We start from the raw sequence: 25,487 nt of genomic DNA on the forward strand, positions 1-25,487 counted from the left end.
TCCATCCTAAACCTTTTTAAGGTCAATTGACAACCTTGTCGCAAAAACGTAACTATAATGTAGAGAAGTGAACTCTAGAAGAGGTGGAAATCGATATGAATCGAATTTTAGTAGCTGAGGATGAACATGCGATTCGCAGCTTCATTATTGTCAATTTAAAACGAGCCGGATTCGACGTCTTTGAGGCGACGAACGGGCGAGAAGCGGTCACCGCATTTGACCGTGAACCGTTCGATGTCGTCCTATTGGATGTCATGATGCCGGAAATGGACGGATTCGAAGCATGTGCTGCCATTCGTGATCTTGACGAAAATGTAGGGATCATCATGTTGACGGCACGGACGCTCGAAGAAGATAAAATTGAAGGGCTCGGTAAAGGTGCAGACGACTACATCGCCAAACCGTTCAGTCCAGGTGAATTAGTGGCGCGCATCCAAGCGTTGTTGCGCCGTGTCGAAAAAGTGAAACGAAAAGATTCGAAACGCTTGAAGTCGGGACCGTTCGCAATCGACCTCGCCGCAAAACAAGTGACGAAGTATGGACAGTCGATCGATTTGACGCCGACCGAGTATGACTTGATCTGTCATCTCGTCCAAAACGAAGAGATCGTCTTGTCACGTGATGCGCTACTCGATGCTGTATGGGGCGTCAACTATTTCGGTGACCGAAAGACAGTCGACGTCAACATTCGTCGCTTGCGTCAAAAAATTGAAGATGACCCGAGTCATCCGGTCTACATCGAGACGTTGTGGGGTCACGGATATAAATGGCGGAGACATGAGGCATGAAACAACAGTTAGTCATTCGCATGATGATTGTCGTGACGATCGTCTTGCTCTTGCTCGTCAGCATTTTGTCTTACGGGACGTATCGCTACTATTACGAGTATGAGTCGGAAGCGTTACTAGGTCATGCGACAACGAGTGCATATCTATACCCTCAAGCCCAAGTTGGGTTTGAAACGCCGAGCGCCTTTTCAGTCCTCGTCCGAACATTCGGATATCCTGGAACTGATTTGACGATTGTCGACCGGAGCGGTTCGATTGTCAAAACGACGGGACAACGAACAAGGCAGGCCTCTTTCTCTCAAGAACAGTTACAGCAACTGTCGCAAGGAGAGTCCGTCGTGCAGGACTATGACGTCGGGGATGAACATTACTTGTCGGTCACGAGTCCCATTATGACGAACGATACGTCCGAGTTTGCCATCAGTTTCACGCGACCGCTTGAAGACTTGGACACGCTCATTCGCGAAATTTGGATGACGGTCGTCATGATTGGCGTCTTGATCTGGTTGCTCGCCCTATACACCGTCATCAGGATTGCCGATCGCTTCGTCAGACCGATTCGTCACATCATCGAGGCGGCCGATGAGATGGCTCAGGGCGACTTCGATGTATCCGTTGAGTCAAATGAGAAACATGAGCTTGGAGCCTTGGCTCGAACGCTCACGTATTTAGGCGCGAAAGTCCAGCAGCATCAGTCGACACGTAACGAATTCCTCTCGAGTGTATCGCACGAACTCAGAACACCACTCACATCGATTAAGGGATGGACCGAGACAATTCGGGGTGGTGATGAGAAACTATCTGAAGAGACGGAGCTCGGTTTAAGCATCATCCATTCGGAGACAGAGCGCATGATCGGTCTCGTCGAACAGCTTCTCGACTATACAAAAATTGAGGAGAGTCGGTTGGTTTTGTATCGCCAAGAACTGGACCTGGTCTCTTTGTTACGTCAAGTGACTCTGCAATTAAAACAGTCACTTGAAGACAAAAGCATCACACTCATCGAACGCTATCCTCAAAAATCGGTCGGACTATTTGATGAGAATCGTTTGAAACAAGTGTTCTTAAATATCCTCGAGAACGCGATTCGTTTCTCGCCAGACGGAGGAACGTTGACCATCCGCTTCGTGCAATCGGAACGTGTTGCCTTCATCTCGATTATCGATGAAGGTCCCGGCATTTCACGAGAGCATTTGCAGCGCATCACCGAGATGTTCTATCAGGCTCATGTCACAGAAGGTAGTAGCGGGCTTGGACTTGCGATTTCAAAAGAATTGATTGAAGCGCATGAAGGCAAACTCGTCATCGAGAGCGAGGTCGGACACGGAACGACGGTGACCGTCTTATTGCCGCTCGACCCGAGTGAACTACATTAATAGGATTAAACCTCCCGAATTCAGGCTACATATAGATGTATGTAGACTGAGGGAGGTTTTTATAATGGCCAATCAATCTTTGAAGCCGTTAAAAGGAAGTCCGAATGCTGTGTCAACCCAAACTTCAATTGAAGAATTGCGGATGGACCCACTGCCGTATGCAGGCAGTCGCGGGCAATCAATTGAAGCCATTAAGATGGCGATGAATCAGTTGCCGCGGGCTGAACTGGTGAAGGAAACAGATGAAGGACTTCATTATGTAGTGACTTCTAAAGTGATGCGATTTAAAGATGATGTCGATTTTTTATTTGATGACGCTACTCAACAAGTCGAGTTTCGATCTGCGTCGCGTGTCGGCTATTCAGACTTTGGCGTGAATCGAAAACGAATGGAAGATGTGAGCGAACGATACCGGAGGTTGATTCGATGAAGGACTATCAGTTGATTGTCATCGGTGGCGGTGCTGCCGGGATGACGGTGGCCGCAGGGGCTGCGAATTTAGGCGCAAAGGTCGCACTTGTTGAAAAGAACAAACATTTAGGTGGTGACTGTCTGCATGTCGGATGTGTGCCATCGAAAGCGTTGATTGCCGCTTCAAAAGAAGCGAATGCGATGATGCGCGCGGCCCGAGTTCTCGGAACCGAGTTCAATGGACAAGAGCATTATCAAATGTCAAAAGCGCGTGTCGACAAAGCACGTGCCATTATTCAAGACCATGACGGGACAGAGCGTTTTGAAAAGATTGGCGTCGACGTCTATATCGGAGAAGCCTCGTTCCAAAGTCCGCACGAATTAAAAGTAGGGAACGAGTTATTGATCGGGAAAAAATTTGTCATCTCGACGGGGTCGAAACCGACAGTTCCTCCAATCGATGGACTCGATCAAGTCCCATACTTAACGAACGAAACGGTCTTTGAAGAAGAGACGCTCCCGGAGAGCCTGATTGTCATCGGCGCCGGAACGGTCGGACTTGAATTGGCCCAGTCCTTTGTCCGACTCGGCTCACAAGTGACCGTGCTAGAGGCGCAGGATGATTTCCTACCTAAAGAAGACGAGGACGTCGCCACCTATTTGAAATCTCAACTCGAGATGGCGATGCGCTTGAAAATCGGCGTAAAGGTCAATCGAGTCGATGAGGTCGATGGCCGCATTCGTGTCACGACAGAGGTGAACGGCGAAACGGTCGAATATGAAGCGGACAAACTGCTGATGGCGACGGGTCGCGTTCCCCGAATCGATGCGCTCCGTCTCGACCGGGCGAACGTTCAGGTGACGAAAGGGTATATCGATGTCTCGTCGTCATATCGGACGTCACAATCTCATATCTTTGCGATTGGAGATACGATCAAGACGCTCCCATTCACACACGCCGCTGGAGAAGAAGGGAAGGCGGTTGTCGCGAACGCGCTCTTTGGATTATGGAACAAGGTCGACTATAGTAAGCTCCCGTGGATCACATTCACAGACCCTGAGGTGTTCCACGTCGGGATGACGGAGAGAGAAGCGCGCGAGCGTTACGGTGACGACATTGAGACGTATGAAGCGAAACTGTCCGAAGTGGACCGTTTCATTGCTGAACGCCAAGAAGCAGGCTTTGTCAAAGTGATTACGAAGAAAAATGGAAAAATCATCGGAGCTCATGCAGTCGGTGAATCGGCGGGGGATTGGATGCAAATTGTCGTTTATGCGATGCAACGTGGTGACAAAATCGGGAAGCTGTCTCGTATGATTTACCCGTATCCGTCGCGAAGTGAGGCCGTGAAGAAAGTGACAGACCTTTACTGGCGGAAACGATTGTTCGAAAGCCCACTCACCGAACTGGCGAGACGCTACTTTAAATTGATGCAATAACACAAATCACCCACTCGAACGAGTGGGTGATTGTTAGTTTGGTAAGGTGATGGTTTCAATCATCTTTGGTTCGCCCTCAGAAAGGTCGACGAGTGGTTTGATCAACACCTCGACACGTCGGTTTTTAGAGCGACCTTCTTCTGTATCGTTCGTCGCGATCGGTTTAAACTCACCGTAACTCGCGAGCGTGAATTGAGCCGGGTTCAAGGCATCATTTGCCAAAAGGCCACGCATGAACGCGGTCGCACGTGCCGAACTGAGTTCCCAGTTTGACGGGAAACGTGCTGTATTGATTGGAATGTTATCCGTATGGCCGGAGACGACAATCTCTCGCTTGCCCGCCTTCTCTAAAATTTGACTGATGTTTTGTGCGACGTTACGAGCATCAGCATCGAGAGTCGCCTCTCCTAAGTTGAACAGGGCACGGTCTTGAATCGTCAAGACGAGACCACTTGAATTGATTGTCGCTTTGATTTGGCTTTCGAGACCGTTCTTTTTAATGTATTTGTTTACATCTTCTTTTAACTCGTCAAGTTGAGCCAATTCATACGTCCGTGGGTTGGCGGTCGTATTGGTTTTGTCTGTGCGACTGATGTCACTGTTTGAGGCAGTCGAAGCTTGAAAGACGCTGACGCCTCCAGAGAACACCTGGTTGAAAGACTGTGACATTTTCTCAAGCTTTGTCTGGTCGATGTTACTCGATGCGAATAGTACGATGAAAAGCGCGAGCAACAGTGTCAACAAGTCGGCGTAAGGAATCAGCCAGCCTTCGGGAATATGTTCTTCATGATCATGCTTCTTTTTGCGCTTCATAGTCAGCTCGCTCCTTTGGAGACAAATACACAGACAGTTTATCTTCTAGCGTTTTTGGAGATTCACCACTTTGAATCGATAAAATCCCTTCAATCATCATTTCCTTGATGATGACTTCACTCTTCGAATACTGCTTCAACTTGTTTGCAAACGGGAACCAAAGCACATATCCGGTGAAAATCCCGAAAAGTGTCGCGACGAAGGCCGCAGAAATGGCATGTCCGAGCTTTTCGATATCAGATAAGTCTTTCAAGGCAGCAATCAATCCGATAACGGCTCCGAGTACCCCAAGTGTCGGGGCATATGTCCCGGCTTGAGTGAAGATATCAGCGTTTGCTTTATGACGCTGTTCCATATTTTCGATGTCGCGTGACATGACTTCCGCAATATATTCGGAAGGTTGACCGTCGATGACCATCATCATGCCTTGGCGTAAAAATGGTTCTTCGACTTGTTCAAGTGCCGTTTCGAGGGAGAGGAGTCCCTCTTTTCGGGCTTGGGTCGACAAGTCGACGAATTGCGTGAGCAATCCGGACTTGCTTGGGAGTTCTTGTTTTTTGAACAAGATTTTAAACAGTTTTGGAACATTCTGAAGTTGTTCCTTCGATACAGCGATACTGACAGCCGCGGCTGTACCGACGAAAATGATAACCATTGCGGCAGGGTTGATCAGCGGCGCAACACCTGCCCCTTTTAATAGCATTCCACCGACGAGGGTGAGGAACCCGAGTATGAGTCCGACTAACGTAACGACATCCATGTCTTTGTTTTCCACCTTTCCGAAATAAATCAGGACAAAAAAGCGAGAGACGCCACTCGTCTCCCGCAACATGCGTTCCCGATGATTAAGCGCCGTTTTCATCAATCAGCATTTGAATGCTGATATTTCGTTCTTCACGCTCTATATCGGTTAATACATCGTATTTTTTTAACAATGCGTACAATTGATTCACGACTTCTTGCTCGAGTGACCAATTGAGTAACTCTTCTAGCTGAAAATAAAGGTGAGCGGGCATACATTGTGACTGGCGCTCCAACCTTCGTGAGACATCCTCTATCGAATGATCTACCGTACTAGGGTCCACGGTTTCATTCAACCTCCTCAACATTCTTAAAGTCTATCTCCCATAATACCAAAAAATCGAAGAAAACGTTAGAGATACATTTTCTTGTTGGCATTTATAAAAGCTAGGAGTAACATGGGGCTTAGAATAATAGAAGTGAAGGGGATGTCGTGATGCGACATAGATTGTCAGCGCGTGAGTTGCGCTTGAAACGAATCGAGGTGCTTTACCGAGTCGTATTTGAAAAACCTGCCCGTTTTATCGCGGGAGGATTTTTACTGGCGATTTTTATTGGGGCCACTCTTTTATATATGCCATTTGCGCAAGAAGAATCGGTTTCTTGGATTGATTGTTTGTTTATCGCAACGTCTGCCGGAACGGTCACTGGACTATCGACAGTCGACATCGGCTCCTCGTTTACCCTGTTTGGTGAATTGGTCATTGTCGCCCTCATCCAAATCGGGGGTCTTGGGTTTATGACAATCGCCTTGATGTTGTTAAGTGTATTAGGCAAGAAAATCGGATTAAAACAACGAATTTTGTTACAAGAATCATTGAATTTAGCCGGACCGGGGGGGACAGTTCGTCTCGTTCGGAACATCGTCTTCACGACAGTCATCGTGCAGTTTATCGGGATGTTGTTTTTGACGTTCGAGTTGTTTAGTACAGAGAACTATTCTTTTGGAACAGCACTTTATTACGGTTTCTTCCATGCAGTGTCTGCCTTTAATAATGCGGGATTCGCATTATTTCCAGACAGTCTCATGTCATTTGAGCAGAACACGGCCATCATTGTGACCATCGCCCTCATGATTATGATTGGAGGTCTTGGATTCACGACGATTGCCGATGCCACGGAAGTGAGAGGCTGGAAACGTCTCGCCCTCCATTCAAAAATCATGATTTTGTCACTCTTGGTCATCAATGGTGTCGCTTGGTTCGTCCTCATGATGTTTGAATGGGTATCGAACGAAGGGGTATTGTATGGTCGCTCCCTCGGTGAGGCGTTACATGTGACGTTCTTCCAAGCCGTGACGACAAGGACGGCCGGCTTCAATTCCATTGATATCGCGACCATGGCTCCAGCCTCGATCGGTTTGATTTTGATTCTGATGTATATCGGGGCAGGAGCGGCTTCGACCGGGTCGGGGATCAAAGTGACGACGCTTGCCGTTATCTTTGCGGATATGTGGGCCTTCATCGCAGGTAAGAAAGAAACGGTCATCATGGAGCGCACGATTGATGCGTTTCAAATCAAAAAGGCATACGTCGTCGCCATCTCAAGTTTCTTTTTCATTATGATGATCACGACACTCGTCATTTTGTCGAACGGCCACATTCCGGCGACTGCCATTCTATTCGAGACGGTCTCGGCGTTTGGGACAGTAGGGTTATCGCTCGGCATCACAGCGGAATTGAATGATGCCGGGAAGGGGCTGATCATGTTCATGATGCTTCTCGGACGTGTCGGATCGTTGACCATTCTCTTTACCGTCGCACGTCAAGCCGACCGGAAGATTCGCTATCCGAAAGAGAAGATTTTGATTGGTTGAACATGTATTGTAGGCTGCATTCCTCATGAAGGAGTTGCAGCCTTTTTTGAGGTATCGTAGTCAAGAGCGACACAGATTTTTGATGGTCTTCATCGTATGCAATAATTGGTATATAATGGGTTAAGGAATGAATCGATAAAGGAGGATTTGGACTTGTTATCTTGGCTCGGTATGACAAAAGGTGAGAAGACAGGGCGCCCGTTCTTCGGGGATGTGTCGAAGCGAGCGGTAACGCTTGTGTTACTCTCCTCGTTGATGTTGATGTATGGTGTGAAGTCGCTATTGGTTTACCTGATTCCAACTGCATACTTGGAGGATGCGATCGTTGCGGTTCTTCCTGGTATCGTAGAGCTCCTTGTGGCATTGGTCTATATCCTCGTCCTCGAGCGTCTGCTTCACGATCAAGCGGTGTCTCGTAACGACGCGGATGAGATATAAACAAGTGTACGATGATTCACGGCGTATACTTGTTCATTTAATTTCAATCATAGTTGAAGCCCTGACGAATCAGGGCTTTTTGTGTGCCATATAATAATGGACAATCTCAGGGAGGTAATCCTGGAGGTCTGGACATACGATGCCCGTTCCGTCGAGTGCCCGTATCGTTTGTGTCGTGTCAAAGTGAACAGGATGTTTAAAGTACTCCAATAGTTCGTGAGGAACCTCAAGTCGCTTGGCACCATTCCAAGCAGTAAATGCCGCGTCAGCAACGGCATGAGGAACGGTTCCGCGAGGAGAACGCTGAAACATCGTCTCATGCAACATACGATATACCTCTCGTGCGCCATGTGGGAATGGGTCCGTCAAATGAAATGTCCGCTTCAGGCCGTTTGGAGAATGAGCTAGGAAAGCGGTCGCTTCTACTACATAATCGTACGGAACGAGGTTTACCTCAACATTCGCCCGCCCGATGTAAGGGAGTGGTCGCATCTGCTGGAGTTGTGTCATCAATTGTAAGACGAAATAGACACCGTCGAACTTTTTCGTTTCGCCCGTGCGACTATGTCCGATTACGATCCCAGGACGAATGACAGTGATTGGCATGCCACCCATTTCTCTTGAAACGAGTGCCTCTGCTTCATATTTAGTCGCCTCATAATGATTTTTAAACTGGACCCGATGCCATAATTCATTTTCATAAACCGTCCCACGGCGACGTCCGGCGATATAGGCGGTACTGAAGTACACATAACGCTTCAATTGTTTCGAGCGTTTGGCGAACGCGGTCACATGTTTGGTTCCGAGTATATTGACGCGATAACCGATGTCATAAGGAATACTCAAGTCATATGCGGCGGCGAGATGGAAAATGTAATGTACATCGCGTTCAATGACAGACCGCATAATCGGGTCGAGAATCACTTCGGGTAACGTGATGTCTGCTTCAACAAGGACGAGCTGGTGCGGTGCAAGCGACGTCGTTGACAGTAGCGTATCTCGTAGCTCTTCTGCATCACGTTGTTGGTTCGGAAGATGCAAGGCGTAGATGACTCCGATTTGATGCGGTAACGAAGCGAGGTGTTCAATTAATTTTCCTGCTAAAAAACCAGGGAACCCGGTAAAGGCGTAATTGTTCATGACGTTTCCTCCGCTAAATCTAATGTGAATGTGAAAGTCGACCCTTTTCCGACAGTCGATTCCACTTCGATGCTTCCACCATGTGATTCGATAATTTCTTTACAAATCGACAAACCAAGACCGGTTCCACCAATTTTACGTGTATCCGAATTATCGACCCGATAAAATTTTGTGAATAATTTTTCGAAGGCGTGCTCCGGAATCCCGATACCGAAATCACGAATGGATACATGCGCTTGATTGTGGTCTTGTCGGACTCGTACTTCGATTTCCTGTCTATTCGGGGAATACTTAATCGCATTTGAAATCAAGTTGACGAGAACTTGCTCGATGCGATCGCGGTCGGCAACGAGATGCAAGTCATCATCCGCATTATCGAAATGAATGGTATGATCACTCGTTTCGCGGAAGCGTTCAATCACTTCTAAGACAAGTTCATTCAAAGCGAAATGATCTTGTTTATATTCTTGGTGACCATCTTCCATGCGTTGGATGTCCAAAAAGTCGTTGAGTAGGGCGGTCAATCGTTTCGCTTCCCGCGACATCGTCTTCAAGAAGCGCTCTCGTTTTTCAGGCGTCAAATCTCGAGCGAGCATCAATTCAATATATCCCGATAATGAGGAAAGAGGAGTTCTTAGTTCATGTGAGACCGTGCTCACCAGTTCATTTTTAATCTGGTCCATCCGCTCTTCCTCGGTTCGGTTACGGAACACAAACAAGAATCCACTATCCATACCGATTTGTCGTTTTGTATCCATCGTCGTTCCATACATCTCATAGTATTCTTCATCTCGATCGTTTGGCTGTGGGATGGAGAAACGCATCGATACTTCACGCGCTGTCCCATCGAGAAGTTGATCCATCTTTCGTAGCATCTCGCTCCTGTCACGAGGACGGAACGTGGAGAGGAGCGGGATACGCTCCTGAATTTTATTTGGAGCGATGCCCGGTAAGTCCATGAGTCGTCTTGCGTGGACGTTCATGAACAAGACACTCCCGTTCGATTCGGTCAAAACGAACGCTTCATTCGATGCTTGTAAGATTGACTGGATGATATCGCGCTGACGGGCGATGGCATTTTTTTCACGTTCGAGCATACGCTCTACTTTTTTACGGTCGCTGATATCACGCATGACCGCGACTCGTAACGTTTGCCCTTGATACGTCACTTCTTTCGGATACACCTCTAGTTCTAAGAACGTTCCATCTTGCCGACGACCAATCACTTCGTATGGCGTTTGAATGTGATTGCGAATGCGTCGCAACACATCGGCCCGGTACCCTTCCGCGATAAACTCGATAGTCTGGCGTCCCATCATTTGCTCTGCAGGGATTTTAAAGATGGATTCCGCCGCCTTGTTCGCATCGAGAATCATCCCATCTTCATGGAACAGAACGGCTTCGATGACCGATTCGGCAAACATGCGATAACGCTGTTCCTTATAACGGAGCTCACGTTTCAACTCAATCTCGGAACTCACATCAAATACGAAGAAAAAGAAGCCGATGAGTTGCTCTTGCTCATAAACGGGATGCATGAACAATTTGCCGATGAAATGTGTCCGATCTTTACATTGAAACTTCCATTCCCGGTCTCCTTTGTCGAGTGCGAGGCGCAACATTTGTTCGAACGATAGCAACCGTTCCGTCTCGTCTTGATAAGCAGAGCGCTTTTCACTTAATTCTCTCGATTCAAATAAAGCGAACGGTGTCATTTCGTAAAGCACTTCATGGGGCGCATAGCCAAACAGTTCCGTGGCCCCCTGATTGAAACGAGTAATCAACAGATTCGCATCCGTCATGATCATCGCCATGTCGAGTTCAGTATGCATCATCGCCTCAAAAGCGTTGTGTTGAATCGTCACGCGTGTATCATGAGGCAATGGCTCAATGGAGAGGATATATTGATTTTCCCACGGAATGGCGTGTACTCGCATCGTTGGCAGTTCATACATCCAAGGCAGTCCTTGTTCCATCCGACGAGACAATTCCATCGTAATCGGTGACTGATTGACCATATGGAAAAGGTTCGAACGTCTCTGTAGATTCTCAGGAAACTGCTCGAGAAACGGACGGTTTGCCTGAACGATTGTTCCATCTTTCTGTATTAACGCAACTCCGTAAGGTAATGCATGTAGTAACTCACTTTGGAGATTGGCATGATTCTCCATGAACAGTCATCCCTCCTTCGCGGTGTCAGACGAGCACATCTTCTATATCATTCGACAGATCCCCCTTTCATTTCCTGCCCTCAAAACGGTAAAGTGAGGGAGAGGAATTGGAAAGGAAAGATGAGCATGATTGGATTACTCATTGGGATCATCGGTGCCATATGTTTATGGTGGTTCGAGGCACCGCTTTGGAGCAGCGTACTGCTTCTCTTGCTTGGAATTGCATGGTTTATATGGAAAGTAAGGCTGTCGACCATCGACCGCATTGATCGGATGGATGGTCGGGAGTTTGAATTATTTTTAGAGGAAGTGTTCACCGCGCTTGGTTACACGGTCACGGTGACTCCAGCATCACGTGACTTTGGTGCTGACTTGTTATTGGAGACACCGGATGGATGGTCGATTGCCGTTCAAGCAAAGCGTTATGAAAAGACGGTCGGACTCGAAGCGGTTCAACAAATTGCAGCGGCCGTTCCCTATTATCAAGCACACGAAGGCTGGGTCGTGACGAACTCGAATTTCACGGACAGCGCATACGAATTGGCAGCGCCAAATCAAGTTCGTCTGATTGCAAGAATGGAGCTTGAAGAACTCTTAAAAGAAGCGGGATATAAGCGATGAGAATAGGCTTGTTCACAAGTTCGACAGAATCCAAATGATGTCGAAAAAAAAGGGTTGTCTTTTTCTTTAAACGATGCAATAATCATCTTCGTCATATGAAATATGTAGTAGTTGAAACGAGATAAAAACTACACAGAGAAACGATTGGGGTTTTCAGTAATACCCGACCGTACACATACAAACAATCACGGTTGGAACGTGCTAGGAGGAAAAAGCGGTGCGCAAATTAATTTATGTAAAAGGTTGCGTCTTTACACAAGGTGAGGCGACCATTTATGACGAGACAAATGATGCGATCGGATCTGTTCACCGCGACGCGGAAGGCAGTGTCCAAGTGCACAATTTGTCTGGACGACAGATCGCTCATGGGAAATACATCCCAAACTGCCAAAAATGGGTCGTGATGAACCATGATGGACAGGCGATTGGTCAATTGAAAGACAAGTTCTCGTTATTCGGGAAAAAGTGTGAGTACAACGTCTATGAACGCGGACTCTTCACGATTCAATATGATGTGGAACGTCACAAGTTTAGCGTTCGCGACAAAGCAGGTAAACTTGTCGCGGAACTACGGAAACAAGAAGACGATACGTTCTGCTTAACGAAAGAAGCCGATCAGTTATCGATGTTCGAACTCCTTTCCGTCTTAAAGACGTTAACGGTCAAATCACGGATGCCGCTCGCAGCATCTGTCTCATAACGATGACGAGCACCGGTCAAGAGACCGGTGTTTTTTGATACGAAAAAACCGTCTCATCAAATGAAACGGTTCAAATAGTGCTTGGCCTCGAGTTCGAGTGTCGTCACCCGATGTGCGTATAGACAAAGCTTCAAGACGTGAATGATATTTGGATGTTCATAGTTCATCTTTTCGAGCGAACGCTTCGCCCGTGTATCGAGAAGGTCGATCGGGCTTGTTGACTTCGCATACTCCGCGTAAAGTCGATAAAAATCAATCGGTTTGATGAAGTCGTCTTCGTCCCGGTCAGGGTTGTTGAAGATGAGCGCCAACAAGGAACTCGTCTCTTCGAGGGAAAAAAGGTGTTTCAAGTCATCAAGGAGATAAATGATTGCCGCTTGATGCAAGGAATACTTTTTACCGATTCGTGGGACACCGATGATTTTACGAACTTCACGCTTCGTCCAGTTTTGAATCGTCGTCGCAGAGAGATGCTCTCCGGTCAGTGCGTTAGCGAGAGCGACGATTTGGTTAATCGATAAGCCGTTCTTTTCAATATGAAACAAGTGGATTTTTCGAAGCTCTTTTGGGAAATGTTCACGCACGTCTTCAGGGAAGAGGGCGATGGCTCGCTCGATTTCTCCGACCTGCATAAAATGAAGGCAATCTGCCAAAGTTTGAATTGAAGTTGCGTCGCGCATACGGCCACCCTTTCTATCGCCAACAGCGTACGTTGGCTATACAGTCATTTGACCTCATTCTACCAAATGTTTGAAAAGTAAGCTAGGATGGGCACTGATTAAGGTATAATGACGGTATCATACACACTCTATATATGAAGGTGGTCAAGCAATGAATGAATGGATTAGTTCGATTCTTTCCATTGTAGTCGTCCTCGTGTTTCTCGTGGGTCTCGAACACGTCGGGAAGCGTCTGGGATGGACGGATGAAACGATTCGAAAAAGTGTACATATCGCAGTCGGGCATTGGTCGTTATTAGCAGTTTGGTTAATGGATTCATGGTACGTCGCGGCAGTCCCGCTCATTTTCTTCACATTTGCGAATGCGGTCCTGTTATATAAAAGCCCGTCACCGGTGCATCAAACGGAACGAAAATCATTCGGGACTGTATACTATCCGATTGCATTGCTCATTATCTTATACTTCTTCTTCGAGTCCGAGCCGATCGCATTTTTAGCCGGATCACTCGTGCTCGCCTGGGGGGATGGAATGGCTGCACTCATCGGACGCAAATATGGGACGGTCATCTATGATTTATATGGACAAAAGCGTTCTTTCCAAGGAAGCATTGCCATGTTTCTAAGCTCATATGCTGTCTTATTTTTATTGTTTTTGTGGAATGATGTCGTCCTTTGGCAAGTGGTAACATATGGGTTTATCATTTCCATCATCGCTACACTAACTGAAGCGATTTCATATCGAGATTGGGATAACTTTACAATTCCAATCATTGTTGCCATTGCGACATCACTATTGCTATAAACTAATCATGAATTTGTAAGAAAAACGTTGCTTGTCACGTCCAATAATCATTTGTATACTGTGATTCGTACTGAAACCATTCAGTGACGTGCTCGGAACGAATGAAGTGGGACCGAGACACTGATTAAATAGAACATAAAGGATTGAGTGAACGCATGAGCTTTTTACAGCAACTTCAAATGATCATTCCGGCCGAGCGCGTCCTTCAAGACGAGCCATTGTCGGCACACACGTATACAAAACTAGGGGGCAAAGCAGATTACTTCGTGGCTCCACACACGTACGAAGAAGTGCAGGCCGTCTTAAAACTGGCCCACCAAGAAGCGATGCCGTTTATGATTCTTGGCTTCGGTTCAAACTTGATCGTCCGCGATGGCGGCATCCGTGGAATCGTTTTGAACTTGAATGAACTCGACTCGATTCGTCGGGAAGGGAATCAAATAATTGCCCAGGCAGGAGCAGCGATTATCGACGTCTCACGTCAAGCACTGGCAGAGGGATTATCGGGCCTCGAGTTCGCATGTGGGATCCCTGGGACGGTCGGTGGTGCCGTCTACATGAACGCAGGTGCATACGGCGGAGAAACGAAAGACGTCATCACATCTGCGACGGTATTGACGCAGGATGGTCAAGTACTTCATTTATCTAAAGACGAACTCGATCTTGACTATCGAACGAGCCGTGTCTCAAAAGAGGGCTTGATCGTACTCGAGGCAACGTTCGAACTAGAACCGAAAAACTATGAATTAATCAAAGAAGTCATGGACGACTTGACGTATAAACGTGAATCGAAACAACCGCTTGAATACCCTTCGTGTGGTAGTGTGTTCAAACGTCCGCCTGGCTATTTTGCCGGCAAGTTGATTCAAGACTCTGGACTGCAAGGCAAACGCATCGGAGGAGCGGAAGTCTCGCTCAAGCATGCTGGGTTCATCGTCAATATCGATGAGGCGACGGCGACAGAGTACATTTCACTCATCCGTCACGTCCAGGCGACCGTTAAAGAGAAATTTGAAGTGGAATTAGAGCCGGAAGTGAAAATCATCGGGGAAGATATCGCCGTTGAGAACGCATAACGCATAATTAAAGAAGGAATCGGACGATGGCGTTCGGTTTCTTCTTTTTTTATATAGAAAAAGACGATGAGAACGGGCATCTCATCGTCTTAAAGGTTAAGCTTGTGTTTGTTTTGAGACCGCCTCATGGGCCGGAACGAACGGATATTCCAAATCACGTGCAACCGCTTCATACGTGACCGTTCCATTGATGACGTTTAGGCCTTTGAGAAGTGCCTCGTTTTCAAGAAGTGCTGGGAATACGCCTTTTTGCGCACACTCGATGATATATGGCATCGTCGCGTTTGTCAGACCCATTGTCGAAGTGCGTGGCACGGCACCTGGCATGTTAGCGACGGCGTAGTGTTGCACGCCATAACGCTCATACGTTGGCGCATCATGCGTCGTGATATGGTCGATCGTCTCACAAATCCCACCTTGGTCGATGGCGACGTCGACGATGACCGAACCAGGCGACATGCGCTGTACCATTTCTTCCGTGACGAGTTTCGGTGCTTTTGCTCCTGGAATGAGCACGGCACCAATCACAAGGTCACTCTCAGCCACTTGTTTCGCAATGTTGTATTTATTTGAGATCAACGTATTGATTGTGTTTCCGAACAAGTCGTCGATTTGACGAAGACGAGCCGGGCTAATGTCCATCAACGTCACGCTCGCCCCAAGACCAATTGCGATTCGAGCTGCATTCGTTCCAACGACACCGCCTCCGATGACCGTGACGTTCGCACGAGGCACGCCTGGGAGACCAGACATCAAGATTCCTTTTCCACCATGTGGTTTTTCAAGGATTTGAGCTCCGATTTGCGCAGCCATACGTCCTGCCACTTCACTCATCGGTGTGAGGAGTGGTAACGTGCGATCCACTTCTACTGTCTCGTAGGCGATGGCTGTAATCCCAGAATCGACGAGCGCTTTCGTTAATTCTGGCTCTGCCGCAAGGTGTAAATAGGTGAAGAGCGTCAAGTCAGGACGGAAGTATTGATACTCAGACGGCTGTGGTTCTTTTACTTTGAGAGCGAGTTCGACGCCTTCCCAAACTTCTTTCGCCGTTTCAAGAATCGTTGCACCGGCATCAATATATTCCATATTCGTGAATCCGCTACCGAGACCGGCATTCGTTTCGACGAATACATCATGACCAAGCTCCGTTAACATAAATGCACCCATCGGTGTTAAGGCCACCCGATTTTCATTGTTTTTAATCTCTTTTAATACCCCGATTTTCATGGAACATTCCCCTTTCATTCCGTTGACACAATTTGTTCACACCCCTAGTATAGACCCATTTGAAAACGCTGTCTTTAGCATGGATTCTAAAAACGAAGACGCTAACTTTGTGAAAAATCACAAAGTTAGCGTCTAGTCTTCTAATCGATATTGACCAGCCTTAATGGCTAAATAAATCATGGATCTTTCTGGTAAGGAAACTTGTGTGATATTCGTCAACTCTTCGATGCGGCGAATCCGGTACAGAACGGTATTCGGATGAATATGAAGATGAGCGGCGACTCGTTTGACGTTCCCATCAAAATAAAAATACCATTCGAGCGTCTTCACGAGTTCGGTCTGATGGGATGAATCATAATGCTGCAACCGTTCGACTGTCGGGTGGGTCTCCAGTCGGAGTCCGATACGTCGAGCGAGTTCCGGGACGAGTTGATAAATGCCGATCTGCTCGAAGGCACGGGAAGTCGATAGTTCGAGCGGGAACTTGCGACGCAGCGTGGTAACCCGTCGCGCTTCTTCGGCTGCGGCATATAACATGTCACTTTCGAAAAAACGTCGGCTGATGCCAAGACGTGGTTCGGATTCGCTGAACTTGTCTTGAAGCAATTGTTCGAACCGTTCCGCCCAGGCTATGAGTACAGTCTCTTCATCGGAGAGTTCAGACTTCATATAATGCCAGACGAGTAGCTGCTGACCGTCGATGGCATGTAAAACGACTTCAATTGACTCTTGCGTCGCAAGCACATAGTGAAGGCGTTCCGCAAGTTGAGGGGTGATCGGTTGAGCACATTCGATGACCGTCAACCGACTGGCGACGGCAATCGGAGCAAGTTCGTTCAATCGTTCGCGATTCGCATCCGTCAGGGTCGGGGAAGCGAGGACATCTAATAAGAAGCGTTCGAGCTCGGCGCTGATTCGTCGCTCGTGCATCGCGATGGTCATAAGCAGCTTTTTGGCGATGGTCGCCCCTTCTTGCAAGATGGCTAATTCTTGAGTACTGAACGGATTTGTCCGAGCTAAGCTCCAAATATAGCCGAGTACTTCATCATGTTGTTTGATGACGATTGCGGCGCGTTCCCCAAGACCGACGGCGAGACGGGCCGGGATGACGACCGGTTCATTTTGGTCGATGACTTCTTGTAAAATACCACTCTCCCATAGGTCTTCGATGACAGCTTCTGGGACACGACGCCCGATGATGGTCGCAATCCTGGCCGGGTCGGTCGAATCCGGATGTGTACTATAGGCGAGCAACTGGTGGTGGCGATTCTCAATCGTGATCGGTGCTCGAATCGCTTGACCAATCGCTTCGGCGAGTGTATCGAGAGACTCATAAGATTTCTGCAAAAAAGGCATGTCGATTCCTCCTCTCTCTTGAGTATACCGTCTTCTTTGTGAAACTTCACAAAAAGAATCAAGAGTGTGAGAAATGACATACCTTCTGCGATTACATTGGGAAAAGCAGTCCGACGACGAGACCGAGTAACGCTCCGACAATGACTTGGAACGGCGTATGGCCGACGAGTTCATTCAAGAGTGGGGTCTCATGTTTAATTCCTTTGAAATAATCGTTCAAGAGCCGTGCTTGGAAACCGACCGCCTGCCGAACTCCGGTCGCATCATACATGACGATAGTGGCAAAGACGACAGCGAGAGCGAATAGACTCGAGTCAATGCCTTCCATTCGCCCAATCGCGGTAGCGAGTGCGACGACGGTAGACGAGTGCGAACTTGGCATGCCTCCTGAAGCGAACATGATTTCAATTTCAAAATCTCTTGTTTTAATGAGTTCAGTTACGAGCTTAGCCGCTTGGGCGATAAACCAAGCGAGAATCGCAGCGAGTAAAGGTTCGTTAAACATGCGTGCATTCACTTCCTGTCTGACATAGTATCTTCACTATACCCGAAAGAGGCGCAAGCTAGACGTTAAGATTTCGTCAAAAAAAGATGTCTTGGACACGTTCTCCAAGACATCTTCTGGTCGATTTTTGTTACCCGACTACTCCTTCAGTCTCCTGAAGTTTCTCTGCAATGTTATCGATGATATAACGGTTGCGTGGGTGTTCTTGACACTCCTTCGAGCATGAACGCATTTGTTTCGGTTCACACTCTTCACAACAGAAATGCTGTGCATTGCACTCCGGGTTGGCACAATTAACGTAACGAACCGTCTCTGTCCCACAGTGCATACAGTGTGAGACGACAGATGGGTTCACGGAGTTAACCGGGACATTGATCCGTTCGTCAAAGACATAGAGCTCGCCTTCCCAGTCCTCTCCTTTTGTCGCTTCATCTTTACCATACATTGCGACGCCACCTTTTAGGTGGAAGATGTTGTCGTGACCTTGGTCACGCATATATGCTGTAAATTTCTCGCAACGGACGCCACCGGTACAGTACGTGAGAAGTGTTTTCCCTTCGTAGAGGTCCTTGTTCTCTTCGAGCCATTCCGGCATGTAACGTGAAGCCTCTACATCGATTTTGATCGCATTTTTAAAGTGACCAAGTTCGTACTCGTAGTTGTTACGAACGTCGAGGATGACGACATCATCACGATTCATCATCTCTTTCCATTCTGCTGGTTCGAGGTATGCACCGTGTTGTTTCGGTACATCAAACTCGCCATCAAAGCGCCACGTCACGAGCTCTTTCTTGTGACGGACAAAAATTTTCTTGAAGGCATGCTCTTCGACTTCATCGATTTTGAACTCGATATCGCTGAAGAGAGGGTTTGCTTTCAAGTCATTCATGTACTGCTCGGTTTGCTCCCAAGTACCAGAGCACGTCCCGTTGATTCCTTCGGAGGAAATCAAGATGCGTCCTTTGATGCCGAGGTCCTTACAATACTTCAAATGTTCTTGCGTGAGTGTTTCTGGGTCTTCGATGTTGACGTACTTATAGTACAGCAAGACCCGCATTGGTTTTGTTTCCATGTTGTGTTGCTCCCCTGTGTTCAGTTTTTTGCAGGAAAACGAACGTTGGGTTGTGTCGTTCGACGAATAGACTTGCCTGCAACCACAAGTCCATTATTATATGATAAATATCACGACGAATTTTCGCAAATGGTTTTTAATTTTTTTTGACGAATGCAGGGAGATGCGTCTTGTAAATCGAATTCGGGTAATAGAGTAGTAACGAAAGTTGAAGGTGGAACGACTATGCTTAATTCTCTCCAACAGTACATCATCCAATTGATTGAATGGCTTCAAGGTTTGCCTGGTGGTCCATGGGCTGGACTCGGTGCACCGTTTTTAGAAGCGATTTTTCCATTTTTACCACTCGTCTTAATCATCTCTGCCAATGCAGCGACATACGGCTTTCTGTTAGGCGTTCTCTTATCCTGGATCGGGAACCTTCTTGGAACCATCGTCGTTTTTGCGGCTGTCCGTTACGTTTTCCGCAAACCGATGACGCGCTGGCTCGAAAAACATAAGGCGGCGGTCTATTGGTTGGAACGAATCAATCATATGAGTCCGATCTCGCTCGGATTCTTATATTCTCTCCCGTTCATCCCGGTCAGTTTGATCACGTATTTATTGGCGCTCATTCAGATGCCGCTCCGTACGTTCATCATGGCGGCAGGATTCGGGAAACTGCTCGTCGTCGTGATTTTCTCTGTCATCGGGGACCAGTGGGAGGAATTTATCCAAAGTCCATTTCGTTTATCGATGCTCGGTCTACTTTTGGTCGCATTATGGGCCATCAGCCGGGGGCTAGAAGAAGTGCTCAAACGACGCGCTTTCAAGAAACGGAACGAGCGGTTGAAACAAGAGATGGTCACGAAACGACAAACACCCCTTTGAACAAGGGGTGTTTTCACTTATGACTGTTTTTTAAAACGTGGGAAATTGAATGCGATGGCGATTCCTCCACAAATAAAGAGTAGGAACGGATAGAACATGAACGGGACGAGGTCCGGCGATGCGGTCTTCGTCAATTCTGCAGCGATGAGTAATTGAGCTCCGTACGGAAGAATCCCTTGTACCCCACATGAGAAGATGTCGAGTACGCTTGCTGATTTCTTCCGTTCGATGTCATACTCGTCCGCGATGTTCGCTGCAAGTGGACCGGCTACGAGAATGGAAATCGTATTGTTCGCCGTCGCTACGTTTGTCGCACTGACAAGTCCGGCGATGCTCCATTCGGCACCGGCACGTTTTTGAATACGAGATGTCAACGCGTCACGTAAATACGTGAGTCCGCCGTTGTGTGAGATGAGACCGACGAGTCCACCCATGAGTAATGTCAGGAATGAAATTTCGGCCATGCTAATCATCCCGTCCGCAATAGCTGTCACAAACGCCGTGACGGATAGGCTTCCATCTAGGAGACCGATGATGCCGGTGAGCGTGATGCCACCTAACAGAACCAAAATGACGTTCAGTCCTGTCAATGCGAGTCCGATGACGGCAAGATACGGAATCAGTTTGTACCATTCGAATGCGGCGACATCGACCGTTGACTCCCCATTTGACAAGACGGCGAGTAAAACCGTCGTGATGATGGCGGCCGGTAACACGATCCAGAAATTCGTGCGGAATTTATCACGCATGTTCGTTCGTTGCGTCCGGACGGCAGCGATGGTCGTGTCTGAGATGAACGAGAGATTGTCCCCGAACATCGCCCCTCCGACAACGGCTGCGGCAGCGATGGCGACATTGACGCCACTCTCTTCATGGATACCGAGGGCGATCGGTGCAAGTGCCGCAATTGTACCCGTCGACGTTCCCATCGCCATTGAAATGAAGGCGGCGATGACGAAGAGTCCGCTCAAGAGAAGCGAAGGTGGTAATAGAGTCAAGGCGGCGTTGACCGTTGCATCGATTGCCCCGATGGCTTCCGCTACCGTTGAAAAGGCGCCAGCCAGTAAGAAAATGAAAATCATGATGATGATGCCCGGATTGCCGGCTCCTTGCGCGATGCGCTCGACGGTTTGGGTGGCACTTCCTTTTGTCATGAATGCCGCAACCATCAAGGCGATGATGGCTGCGACGAGTACCGGAAACTTATAAAAGTCTCCGTAATAGACACCCGCCCCGATGAAGAAGAGTAAGAAGACGAGTAACGGCAAGAGTGCCCATTTGTTTGCTGTTGGTTGTTCCAAAATAATCACCTCACTAAAAAATAAGAAGGACCCTTTTCTGAGAAAAAGGTCCTTCGTGCGAAATACCCTTTTCATCTTTCGAGCAATGCGCCCGCTGGATTTGGCACAGGTTCCCCGCTGCCGAGACTTCTCAGGGCCAGTCCCTCCGTCTCTCTCGATAAAAAGTGAATCTATCCAATTAGTAAACACGTTCCCTAACGTACCTGTTTCAAATCTGCTTGTCAACTTAAAAACTCCCCAATTCGATGTGAGAAAGGGGAGTTTACGTCGTTAAATTGTTGAAGTGCGCCACACGGTTACGTCCCGCGTATTTCCCACCGACATATAGCGCACGGTCCGCGTTTCGAATCGTATCGTCTAATCGCTTATTTCCAAACGCATCGATTGTATCGATCCCGATGGACGCAGTCACAGAAATCTCATGATGATCGACAAGGAACGGTTTCGCTTCGATTTGCTGGCGAATTCTTTCTGCAATGTCAACGGCTTGAGACATGTCACAATGATTGAGAAGCAAGATAAACTCTTCCCCACCATAACGGGCGGCAAAGTCATCAGCGCGAAGGGCTTGCCGGATACGTCGACCAAATTCCTGCAACACTTGGTCACCGACTTGATGGCCATACGTATCATTGATTTTTTTAAAGAAATCGATGTCGAGCATGGCGACCGAGATCGGATACATCGAGATGTCGGATATTTGTTGAATCCCGTATTCGTAGAAGGCGCGGGCATTGGCGAGGAGAGTCAAACTATCCGTCCGGCTCTCGGTATACAGACGATCTCGTTCATGACAACGGCTGATGGTCCGGTTGAACGACTTGAGCAACTTGAGGATTTCTTGTTGGATAATCTTCGGATACCCATATACAGGTTCTCCTGTCATCACGATCCATGTTCGGATTCCCTCGATTTCTTCCGAACGAATTGAGACGAAGCTATGGTAGTCGTCATGGAAAGCGTCAGACAATGAAGCATCCCACTCAAATCGCATCTCGTAGTCAAGGACAGGCTCGACAGGTTGACTGATATCCAGTAGCGCAAATACGATGGGGCGATCAATCGGTTGACGTGTCTTCAAGTCGAAATAGAGTGTGCGATTGAATAGCTTGAACTCGATATATCCTTCATCGTAATGGTTCAATTGTTCGCATTGACTTAAAAAGACTTCAATGGCTTGCGCTTCGCTCTGAGACAAAGAGACGGCTTCTTTCGCTTCGTCGTACTGTTCAATCAGAGATTTATACGCATCCTGTCGTCCCTTTTGAATGAGAAGTCGTTTGATGAAGAAGGTCAGTGCTGCCGCGATACTGCTCACGACAAGTAAATTCGTCTCTCGGAAGAATGCTGCGGCTAAGATGAAAATCAAACTGACGACGTATGTGTAGAAGGCGATCTTCAAAAAGTCACTCAACCCGATATCAACGCGGAACCACCATCTCACCTGATACTTTTGGAAAATGGTGTTTAAGAAGATGGCAAGAAATAACCCGGCAAGCGGGATGAATGATTCTTTCGAATAGAAATCGATTCCAGTCTCCCCACCGAGGGCGAGATAGACGGTAGCGGGAATGACAATTTCTAAGTATGCCGTAATGGCGTTCCACGGATAGGTGAAGCGAAAACGGCGTATGGCGACTTTTGGTCTCAAATTGGCGAATTGAAAGACGAATAATCCAATCTGGTTGACGATGAGTGCTGTTTCAAATCCAAAGAATAGAAAAAGAATTAATACGATACTCTCAGAGAATGTGAAGTACACACCTTTGACTTCGATTGAATCGAGTTGAAAGATGATGACGAGTAATGAGATTAAAATAAAGGACAACGGATCAATGGTCGGGGCGTGCAGCACATCCAATGCAAATAATCCGATGGTGAAGCAGAACAAAACACTCCATATACTCCAACCGAGCATGGACATCTTGCGAAAGTGGTTCATGTGTTCCCTCCTAGCATGGGACATTTCAAGATATAATAGTAAAGATTCGTCATGATTTCGTGCGAGTCCTGCCTTTCTTTTATCATGCTTGAATTCTAGCATTGAGTATACAGGGAATATCCTCTATAATGAAGTTGCTTTTCAACCGCATAGACGAAAGTCGATGAAAAAGAGAGTAACGATGGTTTAGTCAACAAAGCGACCTGGGGATTGGTGAGAGCCTGGGCTGACAAACGTCGCGAAACGCACTTTTGAGATGCTATCCGAAACGAGAGTAGGCATAGCCGGAGGGAACCGTTATCACCATAAAGCGGTCTGCATCATGCAGGCAAGAAGAGTGGTACCGCGGGAATTCCCGTCTCTTTGCATCTATGCAAAGGGCGTTTTTTTTATGAGTTGTTATTGAAGAAGGAGGACATACAGATGAGTTATGAACGCAAATATGCAGAAGCACTATCCCGTGTCATCGGTGAAGAACTCACGATTGACCAAATTGAAGCATTGATTGAGAAGCCAAAACACGAGGCGCACGGTGACCTCGCGTTCCCGTGTTTCCAATTGGCGAAAGCTTACCGAAAAGCACCTGTCATGATTGCGACAGATATCGCAAATGAATTGAACGATGAATTGTTCACGAAAGTGGAGGCGGCGGGACCTTACGTCAACGTCTTCTTGAGCCGTGATGTCGTATCAAAAGAAATCATCAACACCGTGCTTGAGGAAAAATCGGAATATGCGACACACGAAGCACGCAATGAAACGATTGTGACGGACTTCTCGTCACCAAACATTGCGAAGCCGTTCTCGATGGGTCACTTGCGTTCGACGGTGATTGGGAATGCGATCAACCAAATCGCACGTAAAAACGGATATGACGTCGTCGGCGTCAACCACCTTGGGGACTGGGGCACTCAGTTCGGGAAATTGATGGTCGCCTACAAGAAGTGGGGCGATGAGGAAGCGGTACGCGCCAATCCAATCGCAGAACTCTTGAAATTATACGTCCATTTCCACGAAGAGGCGAAGACACAACCAGAACTCGAAGACGAAGGCCGTGCTTGGTTCAAAAAGCTTGAAGATGGTGATGCGGAAGCGACAGAGCTTTGGCAGTGGTTCCGTGACGAGTCGCTCAAAGAGTTCCAGAAAGTATATGACCTTCTTGGAGTGAAATTCGAAAGCTTCAACGGGGAAGCGTTCTATAACGATAAAATGGGACGCGTCGTCGAGATGCTAGAAGCGAAAAACCTCTTAGTGGAAAGTGAAGGGGCGATGGTCGTCTCGCTCGAAGAGGAGAACTTGCCACCTTGCTTGATCAAGAAAAAAGATGGCGCGACGTTGTACGCGACACGTGATTTGGCAGCGGCAATCTATCGTTACGAGACGTACAACTTCGTTCAAGCGAACTATGTCGTCGGTGGCGAACAGGCGCTCCATTTCAAACAACTCTTCTCGGTCCTTCGTAAGCTTGGATATGACTTTGTTGATGGCATGCATCACGTGCCGTTCGGCTTGATCTTGCAAGAAGGGAAGAAGATGTCGACACGTAAAGGGCGCATCGTTCTTCTTGAGGAAGTCTTGAAAGAGGCTATCGAGAAAGCGCAGGCGAACATCGAGCAGAAGAACCCGGATCTTGCGAACGCACAAGACGTTGCCCGCATGGTCGGTGTCGGCGCGGTCGTCTTCCACGATTTGAAAAACGAACGCATCAACAACATCGAGTTCGATCTCGACAGCATGCTCAAGTTCGAAGGGGAGACAGGACCTTACGTTCAATACACGAACGCTCGTGCGAACTCACTCCTTCGTAAAGGAAACTATGACGGGTCACCATTCACTGGTGCAGACGATGACTACTCATGGGGTGTCGTCACGATGCTCAATGCGTTCCCACACGTCATCACGCGTGCGCATGAACGCCGCGAACCATCAATCATCAGCCGCTATGTACTCGACCTCGCGCAAGCGTTCAACAAGTACTACGGTCACGTCCGCGTCCTAGAAGAAGATGCGAGCAAACAATCGCGTCTCGCTCTCGTCAAGGCAGTGACGCTCGTATTGACAGAAGGGCTCCGTTTACTCGGTGTCGAAGCTCCGGAAGAAATGTAAGACAGACGAAAGGACCTCAAAAAAATTGAGGTCCT

The 25,487-nt window shown here is 47.7% G+C and carries 24 protein-coding genes, 1 riboswitch and 1 other annotated feature; of the genes, 12 read left to right on the forward strand and 12 right to left on the reverse strand.

Annotated features, from left to right (window positions below):
- Positions 1 to 95 precede the first annotated feature (95 nt).
- The 4 genes from KNO78_RS12000 (at position 96) to KNO78_RS12015 (ending at position 4,015) form a co-directional block, all read left to right on the forward strand.
- Positions 96 to 788: a response regulator transcription factor gene (locus KNO78_RS12000; protein WP_015880495.1), complete on the forward strand. Its 693-nt coding sequence runs from the start codon at positions 96 to 98 to the stop codon at positions 786 to 788.
- Positions 785 to 2,164 (forward strand): sensor histidine kinase, encoded by a 1,380-nt coding sequence (locus tag KNO78_RS12005; RefSeq protein WP_214691309.1) that lies wholly within the window; start codon positions 785 to 787, stop codon positions 2,162 to 2,164. Before KNO78_RS12000 ends, KNO78_RS12005 begins: the two co-directional genes overlap by 4 nt.
- A 64-nt stretch (positions 2,165 to 2,228) precedes the next feature.
- On the forward strand, positions 2,229 to 2,594 hold the full coding sequence (locus tag KNO78_RS12010) for a DUF1499 domain-containing protein (RefSeq protein WP_159563348.1): 366 nt from the start codon (positions 2,229 to 2,231) through the stop codon (positions 2,592 to 2,594).
- Positions 2,591 to 4,015 (forward strand): dihydrolipoyl dehydrogenase family protein, encoded by a 1,425-nt coding sequence (locus KNO78_RS12015; RefSeq protein WP_159563349.1) that lies wholly within the window; start codon positions 2,591 to 2,593, stop codon positions 4,013 to 4,015. The genes KNO78_RS12010 and KNO78_RS12015 overlap by 4 nt, the downstream gene beginning before the upstream one ends.
- A gap of 33 nt (positions 4,016 to 4,048) precedes the next feature.
- Here KNO78_RS12015 and KNO78_RS12020 read toward each other — a convergent pair whose 3' ends face one another.
- The 3 genes from KNO78_RS12020 to KNO78_RS12030 all read right to left on the reverse strand — a co-directional run bounded on the left by KNO78_RS12020 (position 4,049) and on the right by KNO78_RS12030 (position 5,865).
- Positions 4,049 to 4,828 (reverse strand): flagellar motor protein MotB, encoded by a 780-nt coding sequence (locus KNO78_RS12020; protein WP_074034931.1) that lies wholly within the window; start codon positions 4,826 to 4,828, stop codon positions 4,049 to 4,051.
- Entirely contained in the window at positions 4,806 to 5,588 is a 783-nt protein-coding gene (gene motA / locus KNO78_RS12025; RefSeq protein WP_015880500.1) for a flagellar motor stator protein MotA, read from the reverse strand. The genes KNO78_RS12020 and motA overlap by 23 nt, the downstream gene beginning before the upstream one ends.
- An 85-nt stretch (positions 5,589 to 5,673) precedes the next feature.
- The gene (locus tag KNO78_RS12030) at positions 5,674 to 5,865 is read right to left on the reverse strand and encodes a hypothetical protein (RefSeq protein WP_224862903.1); all 192 of its coding nucleotides are present in this window, start codon (positions 5,863 to 5,865) and stop codon (positions 5,674 to 5,676) included.
- A 200-nt stretch (positions 5,866 to 6,065) separates the two neighbouring features.
- On the opposite strand from KNO78_RS12030, the gene KNO78_RS12035 reads away from it, so the two are divergent.
- Together KNO78_RS12035 and KNO78_RS12040 are read left to right on the forward strand one after the other, a co-directional pair.
- The gene (locus KNO78_RS12035; protein ID WP_214691308.1) at positions 6,066 to 7,445 is read left to right on the forward strand and encodes a TrkH family potassium uptake protein; all 1,380 of its coding nucleotides are present in this window, start codon (positions 6,066 to 6,068) and stop codon (positions 7,443 to 7,445) included.
- Between the two features lie 153 nt (positions 7,446 to 7,598).
- A complete protein-coding gene (locus KNO78_RS12040) occupies positions 7,599 to 7,883 on the forward strand; it encodes a hypothetical protein (RefSeq protein ID WP_214691307.1) in 285 nt (94 codons plus the stop codon).
- Between the two features lie 69 nt (positions 7,884 to 7,952).
- Here KNO78_RS12040 and KNO78_RS12045 read toward each other — a convergent pair whose 3' ends face one another.
- Both KNO78_RS12045 and KNO78_RS12050 read right to left on the reverse strand, forming a co-directional pair.
- Complete coding sequence (locus tag KNO78_RS12045; protein WP_159563352.1) at positions 7,953 to 9,023, reverse strand: SDR family oxidoreductase; 1,071 nt, start codon at positions 9,021 to 9,023, stop codon at positions 7,953 to 7,955.
- Positions 9,020 to 11,194 (reverse strand): PAS domain-containing sensor histidine kinase, encoded by a 2,175-nt coding sequence (locus tag KNO78_RS12050; protein WP_214691306.1) that lies wholly within the window; start codon positions 11,192 to 11,194, stop codon positions 9,020 to 9,022. Before KNO78_RS12050 ends, KNO78_RS12045 begins: the two co-directional genes overlap by 4 nt.
- Before the next feature lie 126 nt (positions 11,195 to 11,320).
- On the opposite strand from KNO78_RS12050, the gene KNO78_RS12055 reads away from it, so the two are divergent.
- On the forward strand, positions 11,321 to 11,815 hold the full coding sequence (locus KNO78_RS12055) for a restriction endonuclease (RefSeq protein WP_015880505.1): 495 nt from the start codon (positions 11,321 to 11,323) through the stop codon (positions 11,813 to 11,815).
- 217 nt (positions 11,816 to 12,032) lie between these two features.
- Positions 12,033 to 12,515: an LURP-one-related family protein gene (locus KNO78_RS12060; protein ID WP_015880506.1), complete on the forward strand. Its 483-nt coding sequence runs from the start codon at positions 12,033 to 12,035 to the stop codon at positions 12,513 to 12,515.
- A 56-nt stretch (positions 12,516 to 12,571) separates the two neighbouring features.
- Here the strand turns inward: KNO78_RS12060 and KNO78_RS12065 are convergent, their stop codons facing one another.
- Entirely contained in the window at positions 12,572 to 13,195 is a 624-nt protein-coding gene (locus KNO78_RS12065) for a DUF1836 domain-containing protein (RefSeq protein WP_015880507.1), read from the reverse strand.
- A 151-nt stretch (positions 13,196 to 13,346) separates the two neighbouring features.
- On the opposite strand from KNO78_RS12065, the gene KNO78_RS12070 reads away from it, so the two are divergent.
- Positions 13,347 to 13,997: a diacylglycerol/polyprenol kinase family protein gene (locus tag KNO78_RS12070; RefSeq protein WP_214691305.1), complete on the forward strand. Its 651-nt coding sequence runs from the start codon at positions 13,347 to 13,349 to the stop codon at positions 13,995 to 13,997.
- Positions 13,998 to 14,152: 155 nt separating this feature from the next.
- Positions 14,153 to 15,073, forward strand: coding sequence for a UDP-N-acetylmuramate dehydrogenase (gene murB, locus KNO78_RS12075; RefSeq protein WP_074034917.1), 921 nt, complete (start codon positions 14,153 to 14,155; stop codon positions 15,071 to 15,073).
- A 96-nt stretch (positions 15,074 to 15,169) separates the two neighbouring features.
- Here murB and ald read toward each other — a convergent pair whose 3' ends face one another.
- The 4 genes from ald to trhO all read right to left on the reverse strand — a co-directional run bounded on the left by ald (position 15,170) and on the right by trhO (position 19,233).
- On the reverse strand, positions 15,170 to 16,300 hold the full coding sequence (ald, locus tag KNO78_RS12080) for an alanine dehydrogenase (RefSeq protein ID WP_015880510.1): 1,131 nt from the start codon (positions 16,298 to 16,300) through the stop codon (positions 15,170 to 15,172).
- 132 nt (positions 16,301 to 16,432) lie between these two features.
- On the reverse strand, positions 16,433 to 17,656 hold the full coding sequence (locus tag KNO78_RS12085) for a PucR family transcriptional regulator (RefSeq protein ID WP_159563356.1): 1,224 nt from the start codon (positions 17,654 to 17,656) through the stop codon (positions 16,433 to 16,435).
- A 91-nt stretch (positions 17,657 to 17,747) separates the two neighbouring features.
- Positions 17,748 to 18,161 (reverse strand): divergent PAP2 family protein, encoded by a 414-nt coding sequence (locus KNO78_RS12090; RefSeq protein ID WP_251125320.1) that lies wholly within the window; start codon positions 18,159 to 18,161, stop codon positions 17,748 to 17,750.
- 130 nt (positions 18,162 to 18,291) lie between these two features.
- Positions 18,292 to 19,233 carry an oxygen-dependent tRNA uridine(34) hydroxylase TrhO gene (gene trhO, locus KNO78_RS12095; RefSeq protein WP_159563357.1) on the reverse strand — a complete coding sequence of 314 codons (942 nt, stop codon included), beginning with the start codon at positions 19,231 to 19,233 and terminating at the stop codon, positions 18,292 to 18,294.
- 225 nt (positions 19,234 to 19,458) lie between these two features.
- Between trhO and KNO78_RS12100 the strand changes: the two genes are divergently transcribed.
- On the forward strand, positions 19,459 to 20,103 hold the full coding sequence (locus KNO78_RS12100) for a TVP38/TMEM64 family protein (RefSeq protein ID WP_214691303.1): 645 nt from the start codon (positions 19,459 to 19,461) through the stop codon (positions 20,101 to 20,103).
- 17 nt (positions 20,104 to 20,120) lie between these two features.
- Here KNO78_RS12100 and KNO78_RS12105 read toward each other — a convergent pair whose 3' ends face one another.
- Together KNO78_RS12105 and KNO78_RS12110 are read right to left on the reverse strand one after the other, a co-directional pair.
- Positions 20,121 to 21,479: a Na+/H+ antiporter NhaC family protein gene (locus KNO78_RS12105; RefSeq protein ID WP_256443673.1), complete on the reverse strand. Its 1,359-nt coding sequence runs from the start codon at positions 21,477 to 21,479 to the stop codon at positions 20,121 to 20,123.
- A riboswitch (SAM riboswitch) is annotated at positions 21,473 to 21,568 on the reverse strand. (Overlaps the previous gene by 7 nt.)
- Positions 21,569 to 21,666: 98 nt before the next feature.
- Positions 21,667 to 23,346, reverse strand: coding sequence for a GGDEF domain-containing protein (locus KNO78_RS12110; RefSeq protein WP_074034910.1), 1,680 nt, complete (start codon positions 23,344 to 23,346; stop codon positions 21,667 to 21,669).
- 154 nt (positions 23,347 to 23,500) lie between these two features.
- Positions 23,501 to 23,712, forward strand: a binding site (T-box leader).
- A 57-nt stretch (positions 23,713 to 23,769) separates the two neighbouring features.
- Here KNO78_RS12110 and argS point away from each other — a divergent pair.
- Positions 23,770 to 25,452, forward strand: a complete 1,683-nt coding sequence (argS, locus tag KNO78_RS12115; RefSeq protein ID WP_196430356.1) for an arginine--tRNA ligase — start codon at positions 23,770 to 23,772, stop codon at positions 25,450 to 25,452.
- Positions 25,453 to 25,487: the final 35 nt, after the last annotated feature.

The organism is Exiguobacterium sp. s132 (assembly GCF_018617235.1).
Taxonomy (GTDB): Bacteria; Bacillota; Bacilli; order Exiguobacteriales; family Exiguobacteriaceae; genus Exiguobacterium; species Exiguobacterium profundum.